This is a genomic window from Kitasatospora sp. NPDC048298 (assembly GCF_043201465.1).
In the GTDB taxonomy this organism is placed as follows: domain Bacteria; phylum Actinomycetota; class Actinomycetes; order Streptomycetales; family Streptomycetaceae; genus Kitasatospora.
Window position 1 is genome coordinate 312,372 of the sequence record NZ_JBICYZ010000002.1, and the last position, 21,606, is coordinate 333,977.

Genomic DNA, 21,606 nt, shown 5'->3' on the forward strand with positions numbered 1-21,606 from the left:
GGAACACGGGAAAGGGCCCGCCGTCCGGCGGGCCCTTCTCCGTTGCACTCCTAGTAGACCGGCTTGTGCGGCTCGATCTGGTTCACCCAGCCGAGCACGCCGCCGCCCAGGTGCACGGCGTTGCCGAAGCCGGCGGCCTTCACCACGGCCAGCACCTCGGCCGAGCGCACGCCCGACTTGCAGTGCAGCACGATCTTCCTGTCCTGCGGCAGCTTCTCCAGCGCGTCGCCCATCAGGAACTCGTTCTTCGGGATCAGCACCGCACCGGGGATGTTGACGATCTCGTACTCGCCGGGCTCGCGGACGTCGATGAGGAAGATGTCCTCCTTGTCGTCCTGCCACTGCTTGAGCTGCTGCGAGGTGATGGTCGAACCGGCGGCGGCGGCCTGCGCCTCCTCCGACACGACGCCGCAGAAGGCCTCGTAGTCGATCAGCTCGGTGACCGTCGGGTTCTCACCGCAGACGGCGCAGTTCGGGTCCTTGCGGACCTTCACCTGGCGGTAGTTCATCTCCAGGGCGTCGTAGATCATCAGCCGGCCGAGCAGCGGCTCACCGATGCCGGCCAGCAGCTTGATCGCCTCGTTGACCTGGATCGAGCCGATGGACGCGCACAGCACGCCCAGCACGCCGCCCTCGGCGCAGGACGGGACCATGCCCGGCGGCGGGGCCTCCGGGTAGAGGCAGCGGTAGCACGGGCCGTGCTCGGCCCAGAACACGCTGGCCTGGCCGTCGAAGCGGTAGATCGAGCCCCACACGTACGGCTTGCCGAGCAGCACCGCGGCGTCGTTCACCAGGTAGCGGGTGGCGAAGTTGTCGGTGCCGTCCACGATCAGGTCGTAGCCGGAGAAGATCTCCATGACGTTGGAGTTGTCGAGGCGCTCCTCGTGGAGCACCACGTTCACGTACGGGTTGATCTCCTTGACCGAGTCGCGGGCCGACTCCGCCTTGGAACGGCCGACGTCCGACTGGCCGTGGATCACCTGGCGCTGCAGGTTCGACTCGTCGACCACGTCGAACTCGACGATGCCCAGCGTGCCGACACCGGCGGCGGCCAGGTACAGCAGGGCCGGCGAGCCGAGACCGCCGGCGCCGACGCACAGCACCTTGGCGTTCTTCAGCCGCTTCTGCCCCGCCATGCCCACGTCCGGGATGATCAGGTGGCGGGAGTACCGGCGGACCTCGTCGACGGTGAGCTCGTCGGCCGGCTCGACCAGGGGTGGCAACGACACGGGGACTCCGATGGGTCGTGTTCGGGTGGCCAGGGCCAACCTCGGTGCGGGGTTGTCGCTCCGCCACGCGGGTGGCTGTCTAGGCCAACAGTGTCACGCCCCGACACTATTCCGAGACAGCCCGTCCGATGGGCGAGACGGGCCACGTCGGATCGTGGAACCCGCGCCAGGGCCCCGGAAGGCGCCCCGAGCCCGTGGTTGACGGGCTCGGGGCACTGCCCCGCACGCTCACACCCGACAGGCCGTCTCCAGCCAGACGTCGCCCAGCGACTCCTCCAGCGGCACCTGCGTCCGCCATCCGAGACGGTCCCGTGCGGTGCGCACGTCCGCCTGCCGCCACGGCACCGGCTCGCCCGGCACCGGCCGCCCCTCCGGCCGGTGCCCCTCCGGCCGGTGCCCGGGCAGGTGGTGGCCCGGCAGGTGGTCGCCGCCCGCCCCGACGGCCTGCGCCGGCAGCAGGACCTGCCGGTTCTCCTCGACGATCTGCCCCTCGAAGCCCGAGGCCCGCACCAGCAGCTGGGCCGCGTCCCGGGCCCGGACGGCATGCCCGCTGCCGATGTTGACCACCCCCGTGGCGGCCGACACCGCGGCCGCCTGGATGGCCCGCGCGACGTCCCGCACATCCACGAAATCCCGGTATCCGGACAGGTCCGGCATCCGCACCTGGTGCTCGTCCCGCTCCAGCGCCCGCCGCAGGCCCTCGGCCAGCCGCCCGAACAGCGAGGCGGTCGGCGCCCCCGGGCCCACCACGTCGAACACCCGCAGCACCGCCGCGTCCAGCCCGGACGCCAGCACCAGCTCCGTCCCGGCCAGCTTGGACACCCCGTACGGGCCGACCGGCCGCGGCTCGGCCTGCTCGGACACCGGCACCCCGCCGGGCACCGGCCCGTACTCGGCGGCCGAGCCGACGTGCACCAGCCGGGCCGGCTCCCGGCTGCGCCGGATGGCCTCGCAGACGGTCGCGACGGCCAGCGTGTTCGACCGGATCAGGGTGCGCGAGCTGCCGTAGGTGGCGCCCGCGCAGTTGATCACCACCTGCGGCGCGACCGCGTCCAGGAACCGGGCCAGCGCGCCCGGGCTCCCGGTGGTCAGGTCGAAGCGGATGTCGGCCGAGTCGCGCCGGCCGAGCACCGTCACCTGCAACTCCTGGTCCATCAGCAGACGATCGGTGACCCGGCGGCCGATGAAGCCGTCGGCGCCCAGCAGCAGCACCCTCATCGGGGGTGTCCTTCCACGAAGCCAGCTCGGGACGACCTGGCGGACTGAGTTCAACGAACGGGACGAAACCGGGGATCACGCGGTGGATCCCGGAGTGGATCGAAGGAACGGGCGGACGGCCCTCGGCGGCCGTGCCCGGCGGAGGGCGCTCGCGGACGGCGCTCAGCGGTACGAGCCGGCCCGGCCGAGCACCGCCCCGGCGTACGCCAGCAGCACCACCGCGACGGTGCCGCCGCCGAGCAGCCACGCTTCCGGGGCCGAGCGCCCCAGGGCGAGCGGGCCGAGCACCGCGGCGGCCCCGGCCGACGTCCCCGCCGCGGCGGCCGTCGCCCGGCCGCACCGCGCCAGCAGCACCGGCAGCACCAGCAGCAGGCCCAGCACGCCCTGCGCCGCCCACTGGGCGGGGCCGGCCCGCTCGGCCGCCAGGTGCAGCAGCCCGCCGCCGTGGCCGGGTCCGGGGCGTGGCGCGACGACGGCCAGCACGGCCAGCGCGGCGAAGCTCAGCACCCCGAGCACCGCCAGGTGCAGGGCCAGCGCGACCGGGAGCACCGGCCGCATCCGGGCCCGGAACCCGGCCAGGGTGCCCGCCGCGCCCAGGTGGCCGCGGCCGACCTGCCGGTACCAGCGGGCCGTCCGCTCGGCCGCCCCGACCGACACCGCCGCCGCCACCGCCAGCGCGACGGCCGACGGGCGGTCCCCGCCCGGCGCGGCCGGCGGGAGCAGCAGCAGCGCGGCCAGGCCCAGCCCGTGGCCCAGCGCCGCCGGACGGAGCCGGGCGCCGGGGCGACCGGGCCCGGCGCCCGGCGGGGCCGGCTCGGCCGGGGGCGGCGCGGTCAGCGCGGGCAGCAGCACCAGCGGGACGGCGGCGCACAGCAGCACCGGCCAGCGCGGGCCGAGCGCGGCCGCCCCCGCGCAGGGCGGCGCGGCCAGCGCGGCCGCGGTCAGCGCGGCCGCGGTCAGCGCGGCCGCGGTCAGCGCGGCCGCGGTCAGCGCGGCCCTGGCGGCGGCCCCGCCCGTCCGCGGCGGCTCCGCCGGCCCGGGCACCGGCGGGCGGCGGGGTACCCGGGCGTACAGCTCCTCGGCCAGCGAGAACAGGTCGGCGTGCCGGCAGCGGGCGGCGGCGTCCCGGCCGAGCCCGGCCTCCTCCAGCCCGGCGGCGATCTCCAGCGGGTCGACGGCGCGCTCGCACAGCTCGCGGTGCTCCGCCATCACCTCGCGCACCGGGTCCGCGCTGCCGCCGAGCAGGGTGGCGGCGGACATCAGACGGCCTCGGCGAGTTCGGCCGACCGCCGCCCGGCCGGCTCCCGCGGGCCGCCGGGGTCCGCGCTGCCGCCCGGCGCGAAGGCCTGCCCGGCGCCGCGCGGTCCGTCGGCCAGCCAGTACTCGGCGGGGCGGGCGAAGGGGCGCGGCGCCGGCCCGCCCTCGCCGCCGCCCCCGCCGTCGGGGAAGGCCGGGTACTGCGAGACCAGCTCCAGGTAGATCTCCCGGAAGGCGCCGATCACCGGCTCCACGGCGAAGCGTTCCTGCGCCCGCAGCCGCCCGGCCAGCCCGAGCCGGCCGCGCCGCTCCTCGTCGCGCAGCAGCGCCAGGCAGGCGCCGGCCAGGGCGCGCGGATCGCGGGCGGGCACCAGCAGCCCGGTCGGCCCGACCACCTCACGGGCCACCCCGACGTCCGTGGAGACCACCGCCCGGCCGCTGAGCATCGCGTCCGCCAGCAGCCGGGGGCTGCGCTGGGACCGTCCCGAGAAGACCGCCACCGTGCCCGACTCCCAGGCCTCGGCGAGCGAGCCGGGCCGGCCGGCGAAGTCCACCGCCGGGGCCGCCCCCAGCCGCTCGGCCAGCGCCGCGCAGTGCGTCCGGTGGCCGGGCGCCGTCTCCTCGCCGTACACCACCAGCCGGGCGCCGGGCAGCTCGGCGCGGACCCGGGCGAAGGCGTGCAGCGCGAGCTCCGGGTCCCGGCCCGGCTCCAGCGCGCCGGCCCACACCAGGGTCGGCGCCGCGGGCTCGGGCCCGGCGGCCGGGCGGTCCACCGCCGGCGTGCCCTCGTACACCACCCGGGTACGGGCCGGGTCGGCGCCGCAGCGGCGCTGCCACTGCTGGTCGTGGGCACTGCCGGGGGTGAGTATCGCGGCCTGCCGGTACGTCTCCTCGGTGAGCGCCCGGAAGAAGGACAGCAGCAGCGCGCGCACCGGCCACCGGTACGGCGCCTCGCGGTGGCGGAGGTACTGCTCGCGCAGGTGCGGGCCGTGCTCGGTGACCACGAACGGCACCCCGTGCAGGTGCCGGGCCACCAGGGCGGGCAGCGCGGCCGGACCGCCGCCGACCACGTGGCACAGGTCGGCCGCGCCGAGGCCGCCGGGGCCGGTGCCGTACCAGGGCGCGGACAGCGGGCGCAGGCACTGCTCCAGCAGGTCCGCGGCGACCAGCACGTCGCACACCGGCGGCCGCCCGGCCGAGGTGTCCGCGCCGGGCAGCCGCCAGGTCCGTTCCAGCAGCCGGCGGGCGTGCGCGGAGGCCAGGAAGGCGGGCAGCGCGCCGTCCTCCCGGGCGAGTGCCGCCAGCCGGTACAGCCCGGGCCCGAAGCCGGCCCGCTCGGCGGGCAGCACCAGGGCCCGCAGCAGTTGTTCGTACGCCCCGGCGTACCGGCGTCTGCGCGGCGCGGACGGGCGGCGCAGACGCCCCGCCGCCCGTCCGCCCGGCCGGCGCCCCCACGGCGCCAGCTCGTACGTGCCGCGCCACACGGGCGACGGCCGCTCCGCGGCGCCCGGGGCCTGCGGGCCGGCGAGCAGGTAGCGCTCGAACCCGTGTTCCGGCAGGCCCTCGGCGAGCCGGTCGCACCAGTCCCCGGTACCACGCCGGGAATGCGGACGGGCACCCTCGGTGAGCAGGGCAACGCGCACGGGAGACCTCCGGGGCAGAGCGGATTCGCTGGGCGGGATCACGGACGGATCGACGGATTTCCGGGTGGCCCGGGCAGTGGCCCGGGGCCCCGCGGGGTGGCGGGGACGGGTCGGGCCGGGGAGTCCGGTCGGCCCCGGCCGGCGCCGCGGTGCCTCCGTGCGGCCCGCCGGCGGTCCGGTCGCGGACGCGCCGCGTTCCGTTCCCCCGGGTGCCCGCTCGCTCCGGCGGGTCGGGCCCGACCCGCCGGGACCCCTCGGCCGCGGCCGCCCTCCGGTTCCTCCGGCGGCCGCGGGCCCCCACACCTGTTCGGTCCGACAGCAGAAAGGTAGGACCGGCCCGGGCCGATCCATCGGTCACCTGCCTGCCTGCCACCTGATCGAGTGAACTGACGTGACCTCGACCGGAACCGGGGCGTTACCGGGCGGTATGCGCGGCCGCCCGCGTGGCGCCCGCCCGGGCGCGCGGTCGGGCGCGCGGTCGGACCGCCGCGGCGCGCGCCCGACCCCGGGCGGGTGCCCGGCCCCGCGGGCGGGCCCCGGGCTCAGCCCTCGGCGTGGGCGATCAGCTCCCGCACCGCCCGGGCGACCTCCTCGGGGTGCTCCATCATCGCCACGTGCCCGGACTCGGGCAGCACCAGCAGCCGGGCGTCCGCGAACGCCGCGCAGGCGCGGCGGGCCGAGCGGTAGGAGACCAGCTTGTCGCGCAGCCCGTACACCAGCAGCACCGGCGCCGCGACCTGCTCGGCCTGCCGCCACAGCGCCTGGTCGCCGCGCTCGGTGTACGCCGAGACGATGCCGCGGGCCGAGCCGACGAGCGCCTGCATCGCGTGCGGCACCTCCAGCCGGCGCCGGTACTCGGCCACCGCCTCGGCGCGGGTCGCCGGGCTCAGACCGTCCGGGTCGCCGTAGACCAGCCGCAGCAGGTCCTCGGTGGCGGCCTCGGCGTCGCGCCCGCCCGCGGACAGCCGGCGCAGCAGCGCCGGCACCCCGGGCACCGCGAGCAGGCCGGTCGGCAGGGCGGAGCGCTGCGGGGGCAGTTCGGGCAGCGCCGGGGAGACCAGCGTGAGGCTGCGCACCAGGTCCGGGCGCAGGGCCGCGAGCCGGACGGCGACCGCCCCGCCCAGCGAGTTGCCGAACAGGTGGACCGGGCCGCGGCCGGAGGCCTCCAGGTAGCCGATCACCGCGCGGACGTGGCCGGAGACGGTGAGGTTGCCGTCGGTGGGCGGGTGGGAGCGGCCGAAGCCGGGCAGGTCCACGGCCTCGCCGTCGACGTGCCCGGAGAGCCGGTCCATCAGGGCCCCCCAGTTGGCGGCCGAGCCGCCGAGGCCGTGTACGAAGAGCCCGGGCTCGCGCCCGTCGGCGGCGCCGCCGGCGGCGGGGCGGTGCACCGCGAGCACCGCGCCGGGGACCTCGACCGTACGTACCTGCTGCTCAGCGCTGCTCATGGTGGACGATGGTAGTGAGCCTCCCCCCGCAGGCGCCGGGGCGGTCCGGCCGCCGGACGGCCGCGTCCCACCACTGCCGAGGCCGAGGTCAGCGCCGTATTGTGGGCTCCTGACAACAAGGCCGACCGTCTTTTCACGCCCTCGCCGAACGCGGGCGCGGTTACCGAAAAGTAGAATCGGCCATCTTGCCAGCCGCGAACAGACCCCGAAGTGAGGAGCGCCGTGACGGCCATCCAGGAGGCGCAGGAGCGCCCGCGCGGTGCCCGCCTGCCGCGAAGCGCCCGCCGTGAACAACTGCTCGGTGCCGCCCAGGAGGTGTTCGTCGCGCAGGGCTACCACGCGGCCGCCATGGACGACATCGCCGACCGCGCCGGGGTGAGCAAGCCGGTGCTCTACCAGCACTTCCCCGGGAAGCTGGAGCTGTACCTGGCGCTGCTGGACAAGCACTGCGACGCCCTGGTCGAGTCGACCCGCGAGGCGCTGTCGACGACCAACGACAACAAGCAGCGGGTGGCCAACACCATGGAGGCGTACTTCAACTACGTCTCCAGCGAGTCCGGTGCCTTCCGGCTGGTCTTCGAGTCGGACCTGACCAACGAGCCGGCCGTGCGCGAGCGGGTCGAGCGGGCCTCCGAGGCGAGCGCGACGCTGGTCAGCAAGGTGATCCAGGAGGACACCGACCTGCCCGAGGCGGAGTCCAAGCTGCTCGCCGCCGGCGTCTGCGGCCTGGCCCAGATCACCGCCCGGTACTGGCTCTCGCAGGGCCTGGAGATCCCGCGCGACGAGGCGGTCCGGCTGGTCGCCAGCCTGTCCTGGCGCGGCCTGAAGGGCTTCCCGATGCACGCGGGCGAGCAGCCCGGCGAGGGCACCGCCCACCAGGGCTGATCCGCCGACCTTCGTCGGGCCGGGGATCCGGTGCTCTATGGTGAAGCCGTACGGCACGGTCGCCGCGAACGCTTGTCCCAGGCGGTCCGGTGCCCGTGCGTGGAGGCTGCAACCCCGGAGGGACGGAAGCCGTGGAGGTCAAGATCGGCGTGCAGAACGCGCCGCGCGAGATCGTGATCGAGAGCTCGCAGACTGCCGATGAGGTCCAGAGCGCGGTCGCGAAGGCGCTGGAGGGCTCGGAGAAGATCTTCGCGCTGTCCGACGAGCACGGCCGTCGCATCATCGTTCCGGCCGAGCGCCTGGCGTACGTGGAGATCGGCGAGTCGGCCGCCCGCAAGGTCGGCTTCGGCACCGCCTGAGGCGCCGCCGCACAGGATCGTCCGGTGCCCCGTTCCCACCAGGGACGGGGCACCGTCGCGTGTACGGGCAGGTCGGACGGGGTACGGCGGAAGGTGCGGCACCCTCCGCCGTACCCCGCCCGTTCCCCCCGGGAGGCAGCCTTGCTGGTCGAGTCGATCGCCTTCGCCCTCGTCGGCCTGGTCACGGGCGGCGCCGCCCTGCTGGCCCTGCCGGCGTACTTCCGGGGCCCCCGCGTCCTGACGCTGGGCACCGCGCTGGCGGCGGCGCTGGTCGGCGGGGTCGTCGCGCACTTCGGCGTGGACGGGCGCCAGCCCGCGGTGTCCGTCGTGGCCGCGGCGGTGGCCGCGGGCGTGCTCACCTCGCTGCTGGCCCGGCCGGACCTCGCCGCCGGGCGCGCCCCGGCGCACCGGCACCACCCGCACCACTCCGGCGCCCACCGCACGTCGCGGCGGCACCGGGCGGCCTGAGCGGGCGGGCCCGGAGCGGCTAGGACGCCAGGCCGAGGGCGGCCATCCGCCGGGTGTGCGCCTCGGTGATCCGGTTGAACATCTTGCCGACCTCGACCAGGTCGAAGCCCTGCACCTGGACGCCGCCGACCAGCAGGTTGGACAGCGCGTCGCGCTCGGCGACCACCCGCTGGGCCTGGCTGAGCGCCTCGCCCATCAGTCGCCGGCCCCACAGGGCGAGCCGGCCGCCGGACCGCGGGTCGGCCTCGATCGCCTGGCGGACCTTGTCGACCGCGAACTGCGCGTGGCCGGTGTCGGACATGACGCTCAGCACCAGGTCGCGGGTGTCGTCGTCCAGCCGGACGGCCACCTCGCGGTAGAAGTCGGTCGCGATGGCGTCGCCGACGTAGGCCTTGACCAGGCCCTCCAGCCAGTCCGAGGGCGCCGTCATCCGGTGGAACAGCTCCAGCGGCTCGACGAAGGGCCGCATCGCCTCCTGCGGGTCGGCGCCGATCTCGGCGAGCCGGTCGTGCAGCCGCTGGTAGTGCTGGAACTCGGCGGAGGCCATCCTGGCCAGCGCCGCCTTGTCGGCGAGGTCGGGTGCCAGCTTGGCGTCCTCGGCGAGCCGCTCGAAGGCGCTCAGCTCGCCGTACGCGAGCGCGCCGAGCAGGTCCAGTACGGCCGCCCGGTAGCCGGGGTCGGCCGAGCACGCGGCCCAGTCCCCGATCGAGCCGGCCGCCGCGTCCTGCGTCTCACCACTGGTGTCCATGACCCGCAACTTTAGTCCCGCCCCGCCGCCCCGTGCCCGGGCGCGCCTGGTGACCGGCCGTACCGGCCGCTCCGGTGGCAGTTGCCGGGGGCAATGTCAGACGCGTCACGTGTTCGACTCGTCGCCTGACTGTATGGTGGTACGGAGCCCGTCGTGTTCGCATGGTGTCACCGCCGTCTCGGTACCCCGCGCGAACCCTCCGTAGCGGCACCGTCCAGCCGGACGTGTCCGCACCGGTGGCACGGGTACTCACGTACGCGGATGCCCGGTCGGAGAGCCGATCGGCTCCGACCATGGCTTGGACTTCAAGCCTTGGCACCGCATCAGTGGCCGAGCGAGGGCCGCCGAGACCACGCCCCGAGGCGGAGGTCCCGCGCAGGTCCCTCACGGGAATCCTCCCCGACGCCGCCGGCGACGCGCCCCGCACCAGGGCAGCGCGCACCGGCCGGCCGCAGGGACCGGCGCGGTTGTGCGTCCACGCAGCTGTATCAGGGCCGCCCAGGCCCGTAGGCAGCCGCGCGGCTGCCCGCCCGCCGCTCGCTCTCGGCCCCTTCGAAAACGGAAGAGGCAGCACCCTGTCCACCACCGCTGAACCCATCAAGACGACCTTCCGGGACCTGGGGATCCTCCCGGAGACCGCCGAGGCGCTCGAGTCCGTCGGCATCGTCCACCCCTTCCCCATCCAGGAGATGACCCTCCCGGTCGCGCTGACCGGCCACGACGTCATCGGCCAGGCCAAGACCGGCACCGGCAAGACCCTCGGCTTCGGCCTCCCGCTGATCGAGCGGGCCATCGTGCGCGCCGACGTGGACGCCGGCCGGGCCACCGAGGACCAGCTCTCCGACTTCCCGCAGGCGCTGATCGTCGTCCCGACCCGCGAGCTGTGCACCCAGGTCACCAACGACCTGCAGACCGCCGGCAAGGTGCGCAACGTACGTGTCCTCGCCGTCTACGGCGGCCGGGCGTACGAGCCGCAGGTCGAGGCGCTCACCAAGGGCGTCGACATCGTGGTCGGCACCCCGGGCCGACTGCTGGACCTCGCCGGGCAGAAGAAGCTGAACCTGTCCAAGGTCCGCGCGCTGGTCCTGGACGAGGCCGACGAGATGCTCGACCTCGGCTTCCTGCCCGACGTCGAGAAGATCATCACCATGCTGCCGGCCAAGCGGCAGACCCTGCTGTTCTCGGCCACCATGCCGGGCCAGGTCATCAGCCTCGCCCGCCGGTACATGAGCCAGCCGACCCACATCCGGGCCGCCGCCCCGGACGACACCGGCGCGACCGTCGCCAACATCGAGCAGCACATCTTCCGTGCGCACTCGCTCGACAAGGTCGAGATGGTCTCGCGCATCCTGCAGGCCGAGGGCCGCGGGCTGGCGATGATCTTCTGCCGCACCAAGCGCACCGCCGCCGACGTCTCCGACCAGCTGACCCAGCGCGGCTTCGCGGCCGGCGCGGTCCACGGCGACCTCGGCCAGGGCGCCCGCGAGCAGGCTCTGCGGGCCTTCCGCAACGGCAAGGTCGACGTGCTGGTCTGCACCGACGTCGCGGCCCGCGGCATCGACGTCGAGGGCGTCACGCACGTCATCAACTACCAGTGCCCCGAGGACGAGAAGACCTACCTGCACCGGATCGGCCGCACCGGCCGGGCCGGCGCCTCCGGCACCGCCGTCACCCTGGTCGACTGGGACGACATCCCGCGCTGGCAGCTGATCAACAAGGCGCTGGACCTGCCGTTCAACGACCCGGAGGAGACCTACTCCACCTCGGCGCACCTGTACGAGCTGCTGAAGATCGCGCCGGGCACCAAGGGCATCCTGCCGCGCTCGGAGCGGACCCGCGCCGGGCTGGGCGCGGAGGAGGTCGAGGACCTCGGCGAGACCGGTGGACGCGGCGGCCGCTCGGGCCGCGGCAACGGTCGCGGTGGGCGCGGCGGCCAGGGCGGCTCCGACCGTCCGGGCGCCGGTGCCGCTCCGGCCGAGACCGAGGAGCAGAAGCCGCGCCGCACCCGTGAGCGCCGTCGCACCCGTCGGGGCGCGGCGGTCGGCGCCGAGGGCGAGGCCGCTGCCGCCGTGACCGAGGCCGCCGTGGCGGCTCCGGCCGTCGAGGGCGCCGAGGGCGAGGCCGCGCCGCGCCGTCGCCGCCGCCGCTCGCGCGGTGGCGCCGCCTCGGCCGCGGTCGAGGCCGCGGTGGCGGTCGAGGCGACTCCGGTCGCCGAGGCCGTCGTGGCCGAGGCCGTGGCGGTCGTCGAGGCCGCCGCCGAGGCCGTCACCGAGGCTCCGGCCCCGGCGAAGAAGGCCACCCGCACCCGGACCCGCAAGCCGAAGGCGGAGGCCGTCGCGGCCGAGGCCCCGGCCGCCGAGGCCGTCGCCGTCGTCGAGGCCACCGAGGCCGCTGCCGAGGCCGCCGAGGCTCCGGCCCCTGCCAAGAAGGCCACCCGCGCCCGGACCCGCAAGCCGAAGGCGGAGGCCGTCGTGGCCGAGGCCGAGGCGGTCGTCGAGGCCGCCGCCGAGGCTCCGGCCCCGGTGAAGAAGGCGACCCGCACCCGCAAGCCGAAGGCCGAGGCTGCGGCGGAGGCCGTCGAGGCGGCTCCGGCCGCCGAGGCTCCGGCCCCGGCCAAGAAGGCCACCCGGGCCCGCAAGCCGAAGGCCGTCGCCGAGACCGCCCCGGAGGCCCCGGCCGCCGAGGCCGCCGCCGAGGTCCCGGCCCCGCGCAAGCGCACCCGGGCCCGCAAGGCCGCCGCGCCCGTGGAGGCCACCCCGGAGAGCTGACACCTCCGTGACTCCCCCGAGGGGGCGCGCCAGGCCACCCGGCCGGCGCGCCCCCTCGGGCGTTCCACGCCCTAAGCTCGGGGCGTCGGGGAGTCGCCCGAAGGACAGCAGGTCACCGGCAGGACAGCAGGGAGTACAGCCCATGAGCACGCCGCCGTTTCTGACGCTGCCCGGGTGCGCGCGGGCCGAGCGGGTGGCGACCGGGCGCGGGGAGTTCGCGGCGCTGCGGGCGGAGCCGGCCGGGCCGGTGCGCGGCTCGGCGCTGCTGGTGCCGGGGTTCACCGGCAGCAAGGAGGACTTCATCGCGCTGCTGGAGCCGCTGGCGGCCGCCGGGTACCGGGTGACGGCCGTGGACCAGCGCGGGCAGTACCAGACCGGCGGCCCGGACGACCCGGCGGCGTACGGTGTCGGGGCGCTCGGGGCGGACGTGCGGGCGCTCACCGAGGCGCTGGCGGCCGACGGCACCCCGCCGCACCTGCTGGGGCACTCCTTCGGCGGCCAGGTGGTGCGCGAGGCGGTGCTCGCCGCGGCGGCCGAGGGCCCGCTGCCCTGGCGGTCGCTGACGCTGGTGTCCACCGGCCCGGGCGCGATCGACCCGGCCGAGGCGGCCCGCACCGAGCTGCTGCTGGACGCCCTGCGGGTGATGGACCTGGAGCAGATCTGGCAGGTGATGCGACGGCTGGAGGCGGAGAGCGGGCAGCCGCGGCCGAGCCTGGAGCCGGCCGTCGCGGAGTTCCTGCACCGGCGTTGGCTGGCCAACGTGCCGCGGGCGCTGTCCGTCACCGGCGGCCACCTGGTGGCCGCGCCGGACCGGGTGGCGGAGCTGGCCGCCGCCACCGCCGGGCTGCCGGTGCTGGTGCTGTCCGGGGTTCGGGACTACGCCTGGCCGGTGCCGGAGCAGACCGCGATGGCCGAGCGCCTGGGCGCCCGCCGGGTGGTGGTCGCGGACGCCGGCCACTCCCCCAACGCCGAGCAGCCGGCCGCCACGGCCGAGGCGCTGGCCGCGTTCTGGGCCTGACGGTTCCGGGCCTGACGCCGTCCACGCGGACGCGTGCCGGCCGGGGCCGGTTCCGCCGCCCCGCCAATAGTGGTCTGTACCACTTCCGCAACTTCGATCGGCTTCAACAGAGGACAAAATTCGTTAGTTACGGTAATCTTTGATTCTGTCCGGGAATCATCGCCGGCCTCCACTTCGGCGCGGATCACCCGAAACCCGGACTTCACGGGCGGGCAACGCCCCGGTAGCACCGCCACCTCACCGTGGTTCACGAGGCACTGGACGCACCAGGCAAGCAAGGGGGGCCCTTGCCGCGGCAGACCGCCGCACGCGCGACGACGAACCGCCCGGCCCGGCCGCACCGCCGGATCCGCACGACCCCGAAAGAGCTGATACCCACTCAGCCGCGACCGCCCCGCCCCGCGGGGCCAGGAATGGAGACGCCCATGACGAAGACCATGCGCTTCGAGATCGTCCGACTCGACGACATCAACGGCTCCGCCGCCGACCGCCTGATCGCCGACGCCGCCACCGTGCGCGAGGTCGTCGAGGCCGCCGCCCGCACCGGCGAGCGCCTGCTCATCCGCCCGTGCCCGACCGTCTGACCGAGCGCGGCGCCCGCTCCGCGGAGCCCCCAGCCGCCGCCGACGAGCCGGGAGCGTCCGATCCGGACGTCCCGATACCCGACTGACGCCCCGTCACCGCATTCGCCGATGACGGGGCGTCAGTGTGTCCGGGGCCGGAGCCCCGGACGTTTGCCGCCGCCCGGGACGGGACATCCCCCAACGGGAACCGCCCGCGACCGCCCACCCGGTGCCGGTCCGGGCGTCCGCCACCGACAGGTGCCGCCGAGCCCTCCGTACGGGTGATCGTCCTTGACGCGGCGGTCCGGAGGGAGGAGCGTTGACGGCTATGAGGGGCGAGCCAAGCTGCCCGAGGTGCGCCGGTCGGGTCCGCGCCCCCGGTCTGTTCTCAGACACCTGGCAGTGCGACCGGCACGGAGCGGTGCACCCGATGCAGCCGGTGCTGCCCCCGAGTGTGGAGGCCCTCGGCGTCGCCGTCGCCCGCTCCCAGGTCCCGGTCTGGCTGCCCTGGCCGCTCCCGGTCGGCTGGCTCTACACCGGCATCGCCCACGTCGGCGACGACGTCTCGGGCGCCCGGGCCACCGCCGTCGCCTGCTCCGGGCCGGCCCCGCTCGGCGGCTTCGGCGAGCTGGTGCTGGTCGCCGAGGAGCTGGGGGTCGGTCTCGGCGCCCGCTACGCGGGCCTGCCAGGGCCGGACCCGGGCGACTCCGTCGGCCTCTACAAGCCCGCCGACGCCAAGCTGATGGCCGCCGGGCGGCCCACCCCGATGTTCCACGTCCCGGACGCCCCGGCCGACCGCGCGGTGTTCGTCGGCGAGGCCCGCGGGCTCTGGCTGTGGGCGGTCGCCTGGCCCGAGCAGTCCGCGCTGGTCATGTACGACGAACTGGTGCTCACCGACCTGCGCGAGGCCGGCGCCGAACTGGACCTGCTGCCCTGCGGGGCGCTCACGCCCCGGCTGCTCGGCTGACGGCCGTCCCGCGGGCCGGGTCCGTCCGGACCCATGGGACGGCGCCGCCCACTGGCCTATCCTGGGCGGCACCCACGAGCCCCGGGAGTCCGATCCGTGCGCATCGACCTGCACGCCCACAGCAACGCCTCCGACGGCACCGACAGCCCGGCCGAGCTGGTCGCGGCGGCCGTCGCCGCGGACCTCGACGTGGTGGCGCTGACCGACCACGACACCGTGGCCGGCCACGCCGAGGCCGCCGGGGCGGTGCGCGCGCTGCCCGAGGGCACCCGGCTGACCGTCGTCCCGGGCGCCGAGCTGTCCTGCGTCGTGGACGGCATCAGCATGCACCTGCTGGCGTACCTGTTCGACCCCGCGGAGCCGGAGTTCGCGCGCGAGCGGGACCTGGTGCGCACCGACCGGTTCCGGCGCGGGCGGGCGATCGTGGAGCGCTGCCGGGAACTCGGCGCGGACATCAGCTGGGAGCAGGTGGAGCGGATCGCCGGGTCCGGCTCGGTCGGGCGGCCGCACATCGCCAGCGCGCTGGTCGAGGCGGGCGTGGTGGCCACCGTCTCGGACGCCTTCACCGCCGACTGGCTGGCCAACGGCGGGCGGGCGGACGTCCGCAAGCACGAGACCGACCCGGTCGCGGCGGTCCGGCTGGTCCGGGGCGCCGGCGGGGTGCCGGTGTTCGCCCACCCGGGCGCGGTCAAGCGCGGCCGGACGGTCTCCGAGCAGGTGATCGCCGACCTCGCGGCGGCCGGGCTGGCCGGGCTGGAGGTCGACCACACCGACCACGACGAGGAGACCAGGGTGCGGCTGCGCGGCCTGGCCGGCGAGCTCGGCCTGCTGGTCACCGGCTCCAGCGACTACCACGGCTCCCGCAAGACCGTCCGGCTCGGCGAGCACACCACCGACCCGCAGGTGTACGAGGCGCTGCTGGCGCAGGCCACCGGCGCGAAGCCGATCGGGCGCTGAGCCGGCGCGGGCCTCGCCCGACGAACGCGGGACCAGGGGATCACGAGTCCCCTGGTCCCGCGTTCCGGCGTTTCGGAGTGCCGAGCGGGTGTACGGACCGGCCCGTACGCCCCGCCTGACCGGGCGTCAGCCGGCCGGTCAGTCCAGCCGGACGCCGCGCCGCTGCGGGTCGCGCAGGTCGGTGCCCTGGTCGAGCCAGCGATCCTGGAGCGCGGCCGCGCCGTGTACCCGCTTCCAGCCCGCCTCGTTGGGCGTCATCGGCAGCAGCGGCAGGAAGCGCACCGGGTCGGCCGGGTCGGCCAGTTCCAGGTCCTCGACCAGGCCGCCCGGTTCGGCCGCGAGCACCGAGGTGAAGGGCGCGCCGTCCCAGAGCGGGGAGCCGAGGTCCAGCGAGCCGCCCGGGGCCACCACCAGGCCCTCGACCTGCGGGGTGGCGGCGAAGGTGGCCAGGGTGCGCAGCACGCTGTCCTGCCCGCCGCGGACGGTCAGCACCAGTTCGGCGCGCGGGCCGCGCAGTTGGTCGGCGACCGGCGCGGTCGGGTCGGCCATCGGCGCGGCGGACATGCCGAGCGTCGCGTACCGCACCAGGCCCGCGGCGTCCGGTCCGAAGCGCAGCACCTCGATCCGGTCGGCGCCGAGGAAGGTGACGGCGGCACGGCCGCCCGGCTCGCCGAAGGTGGAGATCAGCCGGGCCTCGACGGCGGCCAGCACCGCCTCCCGGGAGAGCTCCGGGGAGTTGCCGCCGTGGGGGTCGCCGAAGAGCGGGAAGTCGTGCGCCATGCCGGTGAGCGTAACCCCCGGGGGTTCGCGGGCCGCGCGGGGGCGGGCCGCAGGGGCCCGTGGGCGGCGTAAAGGCCCGCCCGGTCGGGGCCGCGCCAGGGGCCCGTAAAGCCTTGGGAAACCTCCGGGAACCCCTCGGCTGCGACGCCCGGTCAGATGTTAGGGTGAGCGACTGGCCACCGGGATCGTTTCGTCCCGGGGCGGCGGCGCGAAGGAGGTGGTTGCGGTGGATACCGGCCGACCATGCAGTACCGGCAGCTCTGCCCGGCCCCGACTTCCCCGTACCCCTCGCCCCGCAGGCCCAATCGGCTGAATCAGCCGCGGTAGCCCCGGGCGCGGGCCCCACGACGGACGGACCGGCCGGGAGAGCACTCTCATCCCCCGTTTCACCGGTGTTCTCCGCCGTCGTACCGCGGCCGAACGTTTCTCCTTCCGTGCCGCCGCGCGACGGTTCCTGCCTCTGGGAGCCTGTCATGTCGATGATCAACAGCCTGCGCGCCGCCGTCCGCACCAACCGCCGCCGCGGCGCGGCCGGCGTCTACGGCGTCCTGCCCGAGGACGCCGCCTCGGCGGTCGTGGACTGCGCGGTCTACCAGCACGGCAAGCGCAGGGGCGAGACGTGCAGCCCGCGCGAGGCCGCCCACCGGGTCAGGGCCGCCCACCTGCTCCCCGAGGGCGAGGGCTCGTTCAGCTGGATCGGCCTGCACGAGCCGACCGAGGCCGAGTTCGCGGGGATCGCCCAGCGCTTCGGCCTGCACCCGCTCGCGGTCGAGGACGCGGTGCACGCGCACCAGCGGCCGAAGGTCGAGCGCTACGACGACGTGTTGTTCGCCGTCTTCAAGACCATCCGCTACGTGGAGCACGACCAGCTCACGCCCACCAGCGAGGTGGTGGAGACGGGCGAGCTGATGGTCTTCGCCGGCCGGGACTTCGTGATCACCGTCCGGCACGGCGGCCACGGCTCGCTGCAGGAGCTGCGCCACCGGCTGGAGGCGGACGCGGACGAGGCGGGGCTGCTCGCCAAGGGCCCGTCGGCGGTGCTGCACGCGATCGCCGACCACGTCGTGGACAACTACCTGCTGGTCGCCGAGCGGCTCCAGAACGACGTGGACGAGATCGAGTACGGTGTCTTCTCGGCCAAGGGCGGGCGCAGCGCCGACGTCGGCCGGGTCTACCAACTCAAGCGCGAGGTACTGGAGTTCAAGCGCGCGGTGGTGCCGCTGCTGCGCCCGATGCAGCAGCTGTCGGAGCCGCTCCAGCGGCTGGTGGACCCGGACATCCAGAAGTACTTCCGGGACGTCGCCGACCACCTGGCGCGGGTCGCCGAGCAGGTGCACGGCTTCGACGAGCTGCTGAACTCGCTGCTGCAGGCGAACCTGGCGCAGGTGTCGGTGGCGCAGAACGAGGACATGCGCAAGATCACCGCCTGGGCGGCGATCTTCGCGGTGCCCACCATGATCACCGGCGTCTACGGCATGAACTTCGAGTACATGCCCGAGCTGCACCACAAGTACGGCTATCCGACGGTGCTCGGCGCGATCGTGCTGATCTGCTTCGGGATGTACCGGGGCTTCCGCCGCAACGGCTGGCTCTGACGGCTACCGGCGCCCGCCGCGGGCGACCAGGACGAGGCCGAGCAGGATCAGCACCACCGCCGGGTAGGCGGCCGCCGGGGGCCACTGGCCCAGCCAGAGGGCGGCGATCAGCGCCGCGCCCGGGGTCTCCAGCAGGATCGCGGTGGAGGTGATCGACGGCCCGAGGTTGCGCACCACGCGGTTGCTCAGCGAGTGGCCGAGCAGCTGGGCGGCGACCATCAGCAGCACGATCTGCCACCAGACCCCGGCCGGCCACCCGGCCAGCGGCGTCCCGGCGACCAGGCAGATCCCCAGCAGCACCGCCGCCGTGGTGGCGTAGCAGACCAGGGTGTACGCGGTGGTGCTGACGGTCTTACGGACCTCGGCGCCCAGCAGCATGTACCCGGCCGCGGCCAGGCCGGCGGCGAGCGCGAGCGCGTCGCCGAGCAGCGCGCGCGGGGAGAGCGAGAGGTCCACGCCGGTCAGCACCAGCACCCCGGCGAAGGCGACGACGGTGCCGAGCCAGACCAGCCGCGGCGCCCGGACGCCCATCAGCCGCATCAGCAGGATGGTCCACAGCGGGGTGGTGGTGACCAGGGCGGTGGCCGAGGCCACCGAGGTCATCCGCAGGCTGGGCATCCAGAGCGCGAAGTGCACGGCGAGCAGCGCCCCGGCGGCCACCGCGAGCAGCAGCGCCCGCCGGCCGATCCCGCGCAGCTCGGCGCGGTGGCGCAGCAGCGCGTACGGGCCGAGGACGCCGACCGACATGACGTTGCGCCACAGGGCGATCGCCAGCGCGGGCGCGGCGGTGGCGCTGATCAGCGGGCCGGACAGCGAGATGCCGCCGATCGAGACGGCGAGCAGCAGCAGGTCGAGGGTGGGGAGCGGGTGTGCCGGGCCCGGGTCGGCGGTCGGGGTGGTGGCGGGGGCGGTCGCGGGCCGGGCGGCGGGCACGGCGCTCCTTGCTGGTCGCGGGGGTGGGGCCGTCATACGGTAAGGCCCGTGGCGGCTTAATGGAACTGTCGCCCGGGGGCTGAGACGGCCGGGCCTCCCGGCCACGCCACGGGACGGGCCCACTGGCCGTACGCTGTCCGCCATGGACCGTACGCCCGCCGCCGCGACCGCCGACGACTTCCTCGACCAGGCCCTGCTGGAGGAGGCCGCGAAGAAGTCGGGCCTGCTCTGGGTGCGCGCGCAGGGGCAGGAGCACGCCCGGCCGCTGTGGCACGCCTGGCACGACGGCGCGGTCGTGGTGGTCGGCGGGGGCGGCGAGCAGCCGCTGCACGGCCTGGAGCCCGGCGCCGGTGCCGTGGTGACCGTCCGCAGCAAGGACAAGGGCGGCCGGCTGACCGGCTGGAGCGCCCGGGTCGTCGAGCCGGCCCCGGACAGCGAGGCCTGGCTGGGCGCCGTCGAGGAGCTCAAGGGCAAGCGGCTGAACGCGCCCGACACCGACGCCATCGCCGCCCGCTGGGCCCGCGAGTGCCGGGTGCTGCGACTGGAGCCGGTCGGCCCGCTCACCGAGCGCCCCGGGGCGATGCCGGACGGCTCGCACGTCGCGCAGCCGCTGCCCACCCCGGCCACCACCCGCCGCCCGATCCCGGCCGGCCTGCCCAAACTGCTGTTCAAGCGCCGTTAAAGCTTCACGCCCAGGACTCGTCCGACGGCTACCGTGCCTCCCGGCCGGGCCCGGAACACGCGGGTAGCCTTGGCCGCGGGTGCGCCCCCGGCGCCCCCGGTACGGCGTCGAGCGAGTCGAGGGAGTCCATGGCAGGGCCAGGCACCCGGGTCTTCATCTCCCATCTGTCCGCCATCGCGGTCTTCGACCCGAACGGCGACCAGGTCGGCCGGGTCCGGGACGTGGTCGTGTCGCTGCGGCTCGGCGGCCGCCCGCCCCGCGTCCTCGGCCTGGTGGTCGAGGTGGTCGGCCGGCGCCGGATCTTCCTGCCGATGACCCGGGTGACCAGCCTGGAGTCCGGCCAGGTGCTCACCACCGGCGTGATCAACCTGCGCCGCTTCGAGCAGCGCCCGTCCGAGACCCTGGTGCTCGCCGAGCTGCTGGACCGCACCGTCACCTGGTCCAAGACCGGCGAGGACGTCACCGTGCTGGACGTCGGCATGGTGCAGACCCGGCTGCGCGAGTGGGAGATCAGCAAGGTCTTCGTGCAGGTCGGCCGGGCCGGCCGGCTGCGCAAGGGCAAGGGCGAGCGGCTCACCCTGGACTGGCAGGACGTCACCGGCTTCTCGCTGCCCGAGCAGGACCAGGGCGCGGCCAACCTGCTCGCCACCTTCGAGCAGTTGCGCCCCGCCGACCTCGCCAGCGTGCTGCACCACCTGTCCGCCAAGCGCCGCGCCGAGGTGGCCGCCGCCCTCGACGACGAGCGGCTGGCCGACGTCCTGGAGGAGCTGCCCGAGGACGACCAGGTCGAGATCATCGGCAAGCTCCAGGAGGAGCGCGCCGCCGACGTCCTGGAGGCGATGGACCCGGACGACGCCGCCGACCTGCTCTCCGAACTGCCCGGCGACGAGGCCGAGCGGCTGCTCCAGCTGATGGAGCCGGACGAGGCCGCGCCGGTGCGCCGCCTGCTGACGTACGAGGAGGACACCGCCGGTGGTCTGATGACCACCGAGCCGATCGTGCTGGAGCCGGACGCCACGGTCGCCGAGGCGCTGGCGAGGGTCCGGGTCAGCGACCACAAGCCCGCCCTGGCCGCGCAGGTCTTCGTCTGCCGTCCGCCGAACGAAACCCCGACCGGCCGCTACCTGGGCACCGTGCACTTCCAGCGGCTGCTGCGCGAGCCCCCGTACGTCCTGGTCGGCTCGCTGGTGGACGACGACCTGGACCCGCTGCCGCCGGACACCCCGCTGTCGCTGATCACCAGCTACCTGGCGACCTACAACCTGGTCGCCGCGCCGGTCGTGGACGAGGCCGACCACCTGCTCGGGGCGGTGACCGTCGACGACGTGCTCGACCACCTGCTGCCGGAGGACTGGCGCGACGCCGCGACGCACCCCGGCGACGACACCCACCAGGACGACAGGGAAGGGGTGACCGGTGGACGGTGACCGCAACGGCCGGACGGACGACTCCGCGCGCCGGCGCCTCCAGGGCGAACTGCGCCGGCTGCGGCAGCTGCGCGAGCTGCGCACCCGCGAGGGCGGCCGGGACCGGCGCGCCGACACCGCGCCGATCACCGGCACCGGCCGCGCCCGGCTCGACCAGCCGCGCACCGCGCGCCCCGGCCTGATCACGCTGCCCTCCTACGATCCGGAGGCGTTCGGCGTCCTGTCCGAGCGGATCGCACGCTTCCTCGGCACCGGGCGGTTCATCGTCTGGATGACGGTGGTGGTCGTCGTCTGGATAGCGTGGAACACCCTGCTGCCGACGAGCGTGCGCTTCGACGAGTACCCGTTCATCTTCCTGACCCTGGCGCTGTCCCTGCAGGCCTCGTACGCGGCCCCGCTGATCCTCCTGGCGCAGAACCGCCAGGACAACCGGGACCGGGTCAACATGGAGCAGGACCGGGCCCGCAGCGACCGCAACATCGCCGACACCGAGTACCTGACCCGCGAGGTCGCGGCCCTGCGGCACGGGCTCGGCGAGGTCGCCACCCGGGACTTCATCCGGTCCGAACTCCAGTCCCTGCTCAAGGAGATCGACGAGCGCCGGGACGCCCCCGAACCGCTGTGACCCTCGGCACGCTACCGACGGGTCAACGACTTCGCCGGG

Annotated in this window: 20 protein-coding genes; 12 read left to right on the forward strand and 8 right to left on the reverse strand. The window is 75.4% G+C overall.

Annotated features, from left to right (window positions below; genetic code table 11):
- Positions 1–50: 50 nt before the first annotated feature.
- The 5 genes from moeZ to ACGF0D_RS02540 form a co-directional block, all read right to left on the reverse strand.
- Positions 51–1,229 carry an adenylyltransferase/sulfurtransferase MoeZ gene (gene moeZ, locus ACGF0D_RS02520; RefSeq protein ID WP_392873471.1) on the reverse strand — a complete coding sequence of 393 codons (1,179 nt, stop codon included), beginning with the start codon at positions 1,227–1,229 and terminating at the stop codon, positions 51–53.
- A gap of 228 nt (positions 1,230–1,457) precedes the next feature.
- A complete protein-coding gene (locus tag ACGF0D_RS02525; protein WP_392873474.1) occupies positions 1,458–2,447 on the reverse strand; it encodes an NAD-dependent epimerase/dehydratase family protein in 990 nt (329 codons plus the stop codon).
- Positions 2,448–2,609: 162 nt separating this feature from the next.
- A complete protein-coding gene (locus ACGF0D_RS02530) occupies positions 2,610–3,707 on the reverse strand; it encodes a hypothetical protein (protein ID WP_392913677.1) in 1,098 nt (365 codons plus the stop codon).
- Positions 3,707–5,347: a DUF3492 domain-containing protein gene (locus tag ACGF0D_RS02535; protein WP_392913678.1), complete on the reverse strand. Its 1,641-nt coding sequence runs from the start codon at positions 5,345–5,347 to the stop codon at positions 3,707–3,709. The genes ACGF0D_RS02530 and ACGF0D_RS02535 overlap by 1 nt, the downstream gene beginning before the upstream one ends.
- A gap of 542 nt (positions 5,348–5,889) precedes the next feature.
- Positions 5,890–6,792, reverse strand: coding sequence for an alpha/beta fold hydrolase (locus tag ACGF0D_RS02540; RefSeq protein ID WP_392913679.1), 903 nt, complete (start codon positions 6,790–6,792; stop codon positions 5,890–5,892).
- A 222-nt stretch (positions 6,793–7,014) separates the two neighbouring features.
- On the opposite strand from ACGF0D_RS02540, the gene ACGF0D_RS02545 reads away from it, so the two are divergent.
- From ACGF0D_RS02545 to ACGF0D_RS02555, 3 genes are all read left to right on the forward strand, one after another.
- Entirely contained in the window at positions 7,015–7,677 is a 663-nt protein-coding gene (locus tag ACGF0D_RS02545) for a TetR/AcrR family transcriptional regulator (RefSeq protein ID WP_392873485.1), read from the forward strand.
- Positions 7,678–7,808: 131 nt separating this feature from the next.
- A complete protein-coding gene (locus ACGF0D_RS02550; RefSeq protein ID WP_049660675.1) occupies positions 7,809–8,036 on the forward strand; it encodes a DUF3107 domain-containing protein in 228 nt (75 codons plus the stop codon).
- A gap of 141 nt (positions 8,037–8,177) precedes the next feature.
- On the forward strand, positions 8,178–8,504 hold the full coding sequence (locus tag ACGF0D_RS02555) for a hypothetical protein (RefSeq protein ID WP_392913681.1): 327 nt from the start codon (positions 8,178–8,180) through the stop codon (positions 8,502–8,504).
- A 19-nt stretch (positions 8,505–8,523) separates the two neighbouring features.
- On the opposite strand, the gene ACGF0D_RS02560 is transcribed toward ACGF0D_RS02555, so the two are convergent.
- Positions 8,524–9,252, reverse strand: a complete 729-nt coding sequence (locus ACGF0D_RS02560; protein ID WP_392873491.1) for a ferritin-like fold-containing protein — start codon at positions 9,250–9,252, stop codon at positions 8,524–8,526.
- A gap of 689 nt (positions 9,253–9,941) precedes the next feature.
- Here ACGF0D_RS02560 and ACGF0D_RS02565 point away from each other — a divergent pair.
- The 5 genes from ACGF0D_RS02565 to ACGF0D_RS02585 all read left to right on the forward strand — a co-directional run bounded on the left by ACGF0D_RS02565 (position 9,942) and on the right by ACGF0D_RS02585 (position 15,525).
- Positions 9,942–12,020: a DEAD/DEAH box helicase gene (locus tag ACGF0D_RS02565; RefSeq protein ID WP_392913682.1), complete on the forward strand. Its 2,079-nt coding sequence runs from the start codon at positions 9,942–9,944 to the stop codon at positions 12,018–12,020.
- 142 nt (positions 12,021–12,162) lie between these two features.
- Positions 12,163–13,038, forward strand: a complete 876-nt coding sequence (locus ACGF0D_RS02570) for an alpha/beta fold hydrolase (RefSeq protein ID WP_392913683.1) — start codon at positions 12,163–12,165, stop codon at positions 13,036–13,038.
- Positions 13,039–13,463: 425 nt separating this feature from the next.
- On the forward strand, positions 13,464–13,622 hold the full coding sequence (locus ACGF0D_RS02575; protein ID WP_392874295.1) for a hypothetical protein: 159 nt from the start codon (positions 13,464–13,466) through the stop codon (positions 13,620–13,622).
- 307 nt (positions 13,623–13,929) lie between these two features.
- Positions 13,930–14,568 carry a DUF6758 family protein gene (locus ACGF0D_RS02580; RefSeq protein WP_392873500.1) on the forward strand — a complete coding sequence of 213 codons (639 nt, stop codon included), beginning with the start codon at positions 13,930–13,932 and terminating at the stop codon, positions 14,566–14,568.
- A gap of 96 nt (positions 14,569–14,664) precedes the next feature.
- Positions 14,665–15,525, forward strand: coding sequence for a PHP domain-containing protein (locus ACGF0D_RS02585; protein WP_392913684.1), 861 nt, complete (start codon positions 14,665–14,667; stop codon positions 15,523–15,525).
- Between the two features lie 138 nt (positions 15,526–15,663).
- On the opposite strand, the gene ACGF0D_RS02590 is transcribed toward ACGF0D_RS02585, so the two are convergent.
- Entirely contained in the window at positions 15,664–16,305 is a 642-nt protein-coding gene (locus tag ACGF0D_RS02590; RefSeq protein WP_392913686.1) for a suppressor of fused domain protein, read from the reverse strand.
- A 473-nt stretch (positions 16,306–16,778) separates the two neighbouring features.
- On the opposite strand from ACGF0D_RS02590, the gene corA reads away from it, so the two are divergent.
- Positions 16,779–17,900 carry a magnesium/cobalt transporter CorA gene (gene corA / locus ACGF0D_RS02595; protein ID WP_392873509.1) on the forward strand — a complete coding sequence of 374 codons (1,122 nt, stop codon included), beginning with the start codon at positions 16,779–16,781 and terminating at the stop codon, positions 17,898–17,900.
- Between the two features lie 3 nt (positions 17,901–17,903).
- Here corA and ACGF0D_RS02600 read toward each other — a convergent pair whose 3' ends face one another.
- Positions 17,904–18,869, reverse strand: coding sequence for a DMT family transporter (locus ACGF0D_RS02600; RefSeq protein ID WP_392913687.1), 966 nt, complete (start codon positions 18,867–18,869; stop codon positions 17,904–17,906).
- Between the two features lie 106 nt (positions 18,870–18,975).
- Here ACGF0D_RS02600 and ACGF0D_RS02605 point away from each other — a divergent pair, with 106 nt between their 5' ends.
- From ACGF0D_RS02605 to ACGF0D_RS02615, 3 genes are all read left to right on the forward strand, one after another.
- Complete coding sequence (locus tag ACGF0D_RS02605; protein WP_392873515.1) at positions 18,976–19,515, forward strand: hypothetical protein; 540 nt, start codon at positions 18,976–18,978, stop codon at positions 19,513–19,515.
- Positions 19,516–19,643: 128 nt separating this feature from the next.
- The gene (locus ACGF0D_RS02610; RefSeq protein ID WP_392873518.1) at positions 19,644–20,942 is read left to right on the forward strand and encodes a magnesium transporter MgtE N-terminal domain-containing protein; all 1,299 of its coding nucleotides are present in this window, start codon (positions 19,644–19,646) and stop codon (positions 20,940–20,942) included.
- A gap of 76 nt (positions 20,943–21,018) precedes the next feature.
- Positions 21,019–21,567, forward strand: a complete 549-nt coding sequence (locus tag ACGF0D_RS02615; protein ID WP_392874248.1) for a DUF1003 domain-containing protein — start codon at positions 21,019–21,021, stop codon at positions 21,565–21,567.
- Positions 21,568–21,606: the final 39 nt, after the last annotated feature.

Bases quoted from the DNA above. Each gene is read 5' to 3' on its own strand.
- ACGF0D_RS02610 (WP_392873518.1), top strand. From the start codon at position 19,644: ATGGCAGGGCCAGGCACCCGGGTCTTCATCTCCCATCTGTCCGCCATC.
- ACGF0D_RS02605 (WP_392873515.1), top strand. From the start codon at position 18,976: ATGGACCGTACGCCCGCCGCCGCGACCGCCGACGACTTCCTCGACCAG.
- ACGF0D_RS02530 (WP_392913677.1), bottom strand. From the start codon at position 3,707: ATGTCCGCCGCCACCCTGCTCGGCGGCAGCGCGGACCCGGTGCGCGAG.
- ACGF0D_RS02540 (WP_392913679.1), bottom strand. From the start codon at position 6,792: ATGAGCAGCGCTGAGCAGCAGGTACGTACGGTCGAGGTCCCCGGCGCG.
- ACGF0D_RS02590 (WP_392913686.1), bottom strand. From the start codon at position 16,305: ATGGCGCACGACTTCCCGCTCTTCGGCGACCCCCACGGCGGCAACTCC.
- ACGF0D_RS02600 (WP_392913687.1), bottom strand. From the start codon at position 18,869: ATGACGGCCCCACCCCCGCGACCAGCAAGGAGCGCCGTGCCCGCCGCC.
- ACGF0D_RS02525 (WP_392873474.1), bottom strand. From the start codon at position 2,447: ATGAGGGTGCTGCTGCTGGGCGCCGACGGCTTCATCGGCCGCCGGGTC.
- corA (WP_392873509.1), top strand. From the start codon at position 16,779: ATGTCGATGATCAACAGCCTGCGCGCCGCCGTCCGCACCAACCGCCGC.
- ACGF0D_RS02580 (WP_392873500.1), top strand. From the start codon at position 13,930: ATGAGGGGCGAGCCAAGCTGCCCGAGGTGCGCCGGTCGGGTCCGCGCC.
- ACGF0D_RS02560 (WP_392873491.1), bottom strand. From the start codon at position 9,252: ATGGACACCAGTGGTGAGACGCAGGACGCGGCGGCCGGCTCGATCGGG.
- ACGF0D_RS02575 (WP_392874295.1), top strand. From the start codon at position 13,464: ATGACGAAGACCATGCGCTTCGAGATCGTCCGACTCGACGACATCAAC.
- ACGF0D_RS02565 (WP_392913682.1), top strand. From the start codon at position 9,942: ATGACCCTCCCGGTCGCGCTGACCGGCCACGACGTCATCGGCCAGGCC.
- ACGF0D_RS02570 (WP_392913683.1), top strand. From the start codon at position 12,163: ATGAGCACGCCGCCGTTTCTGACGCTGCCCGGGTGCGCGCGGGCCGAG.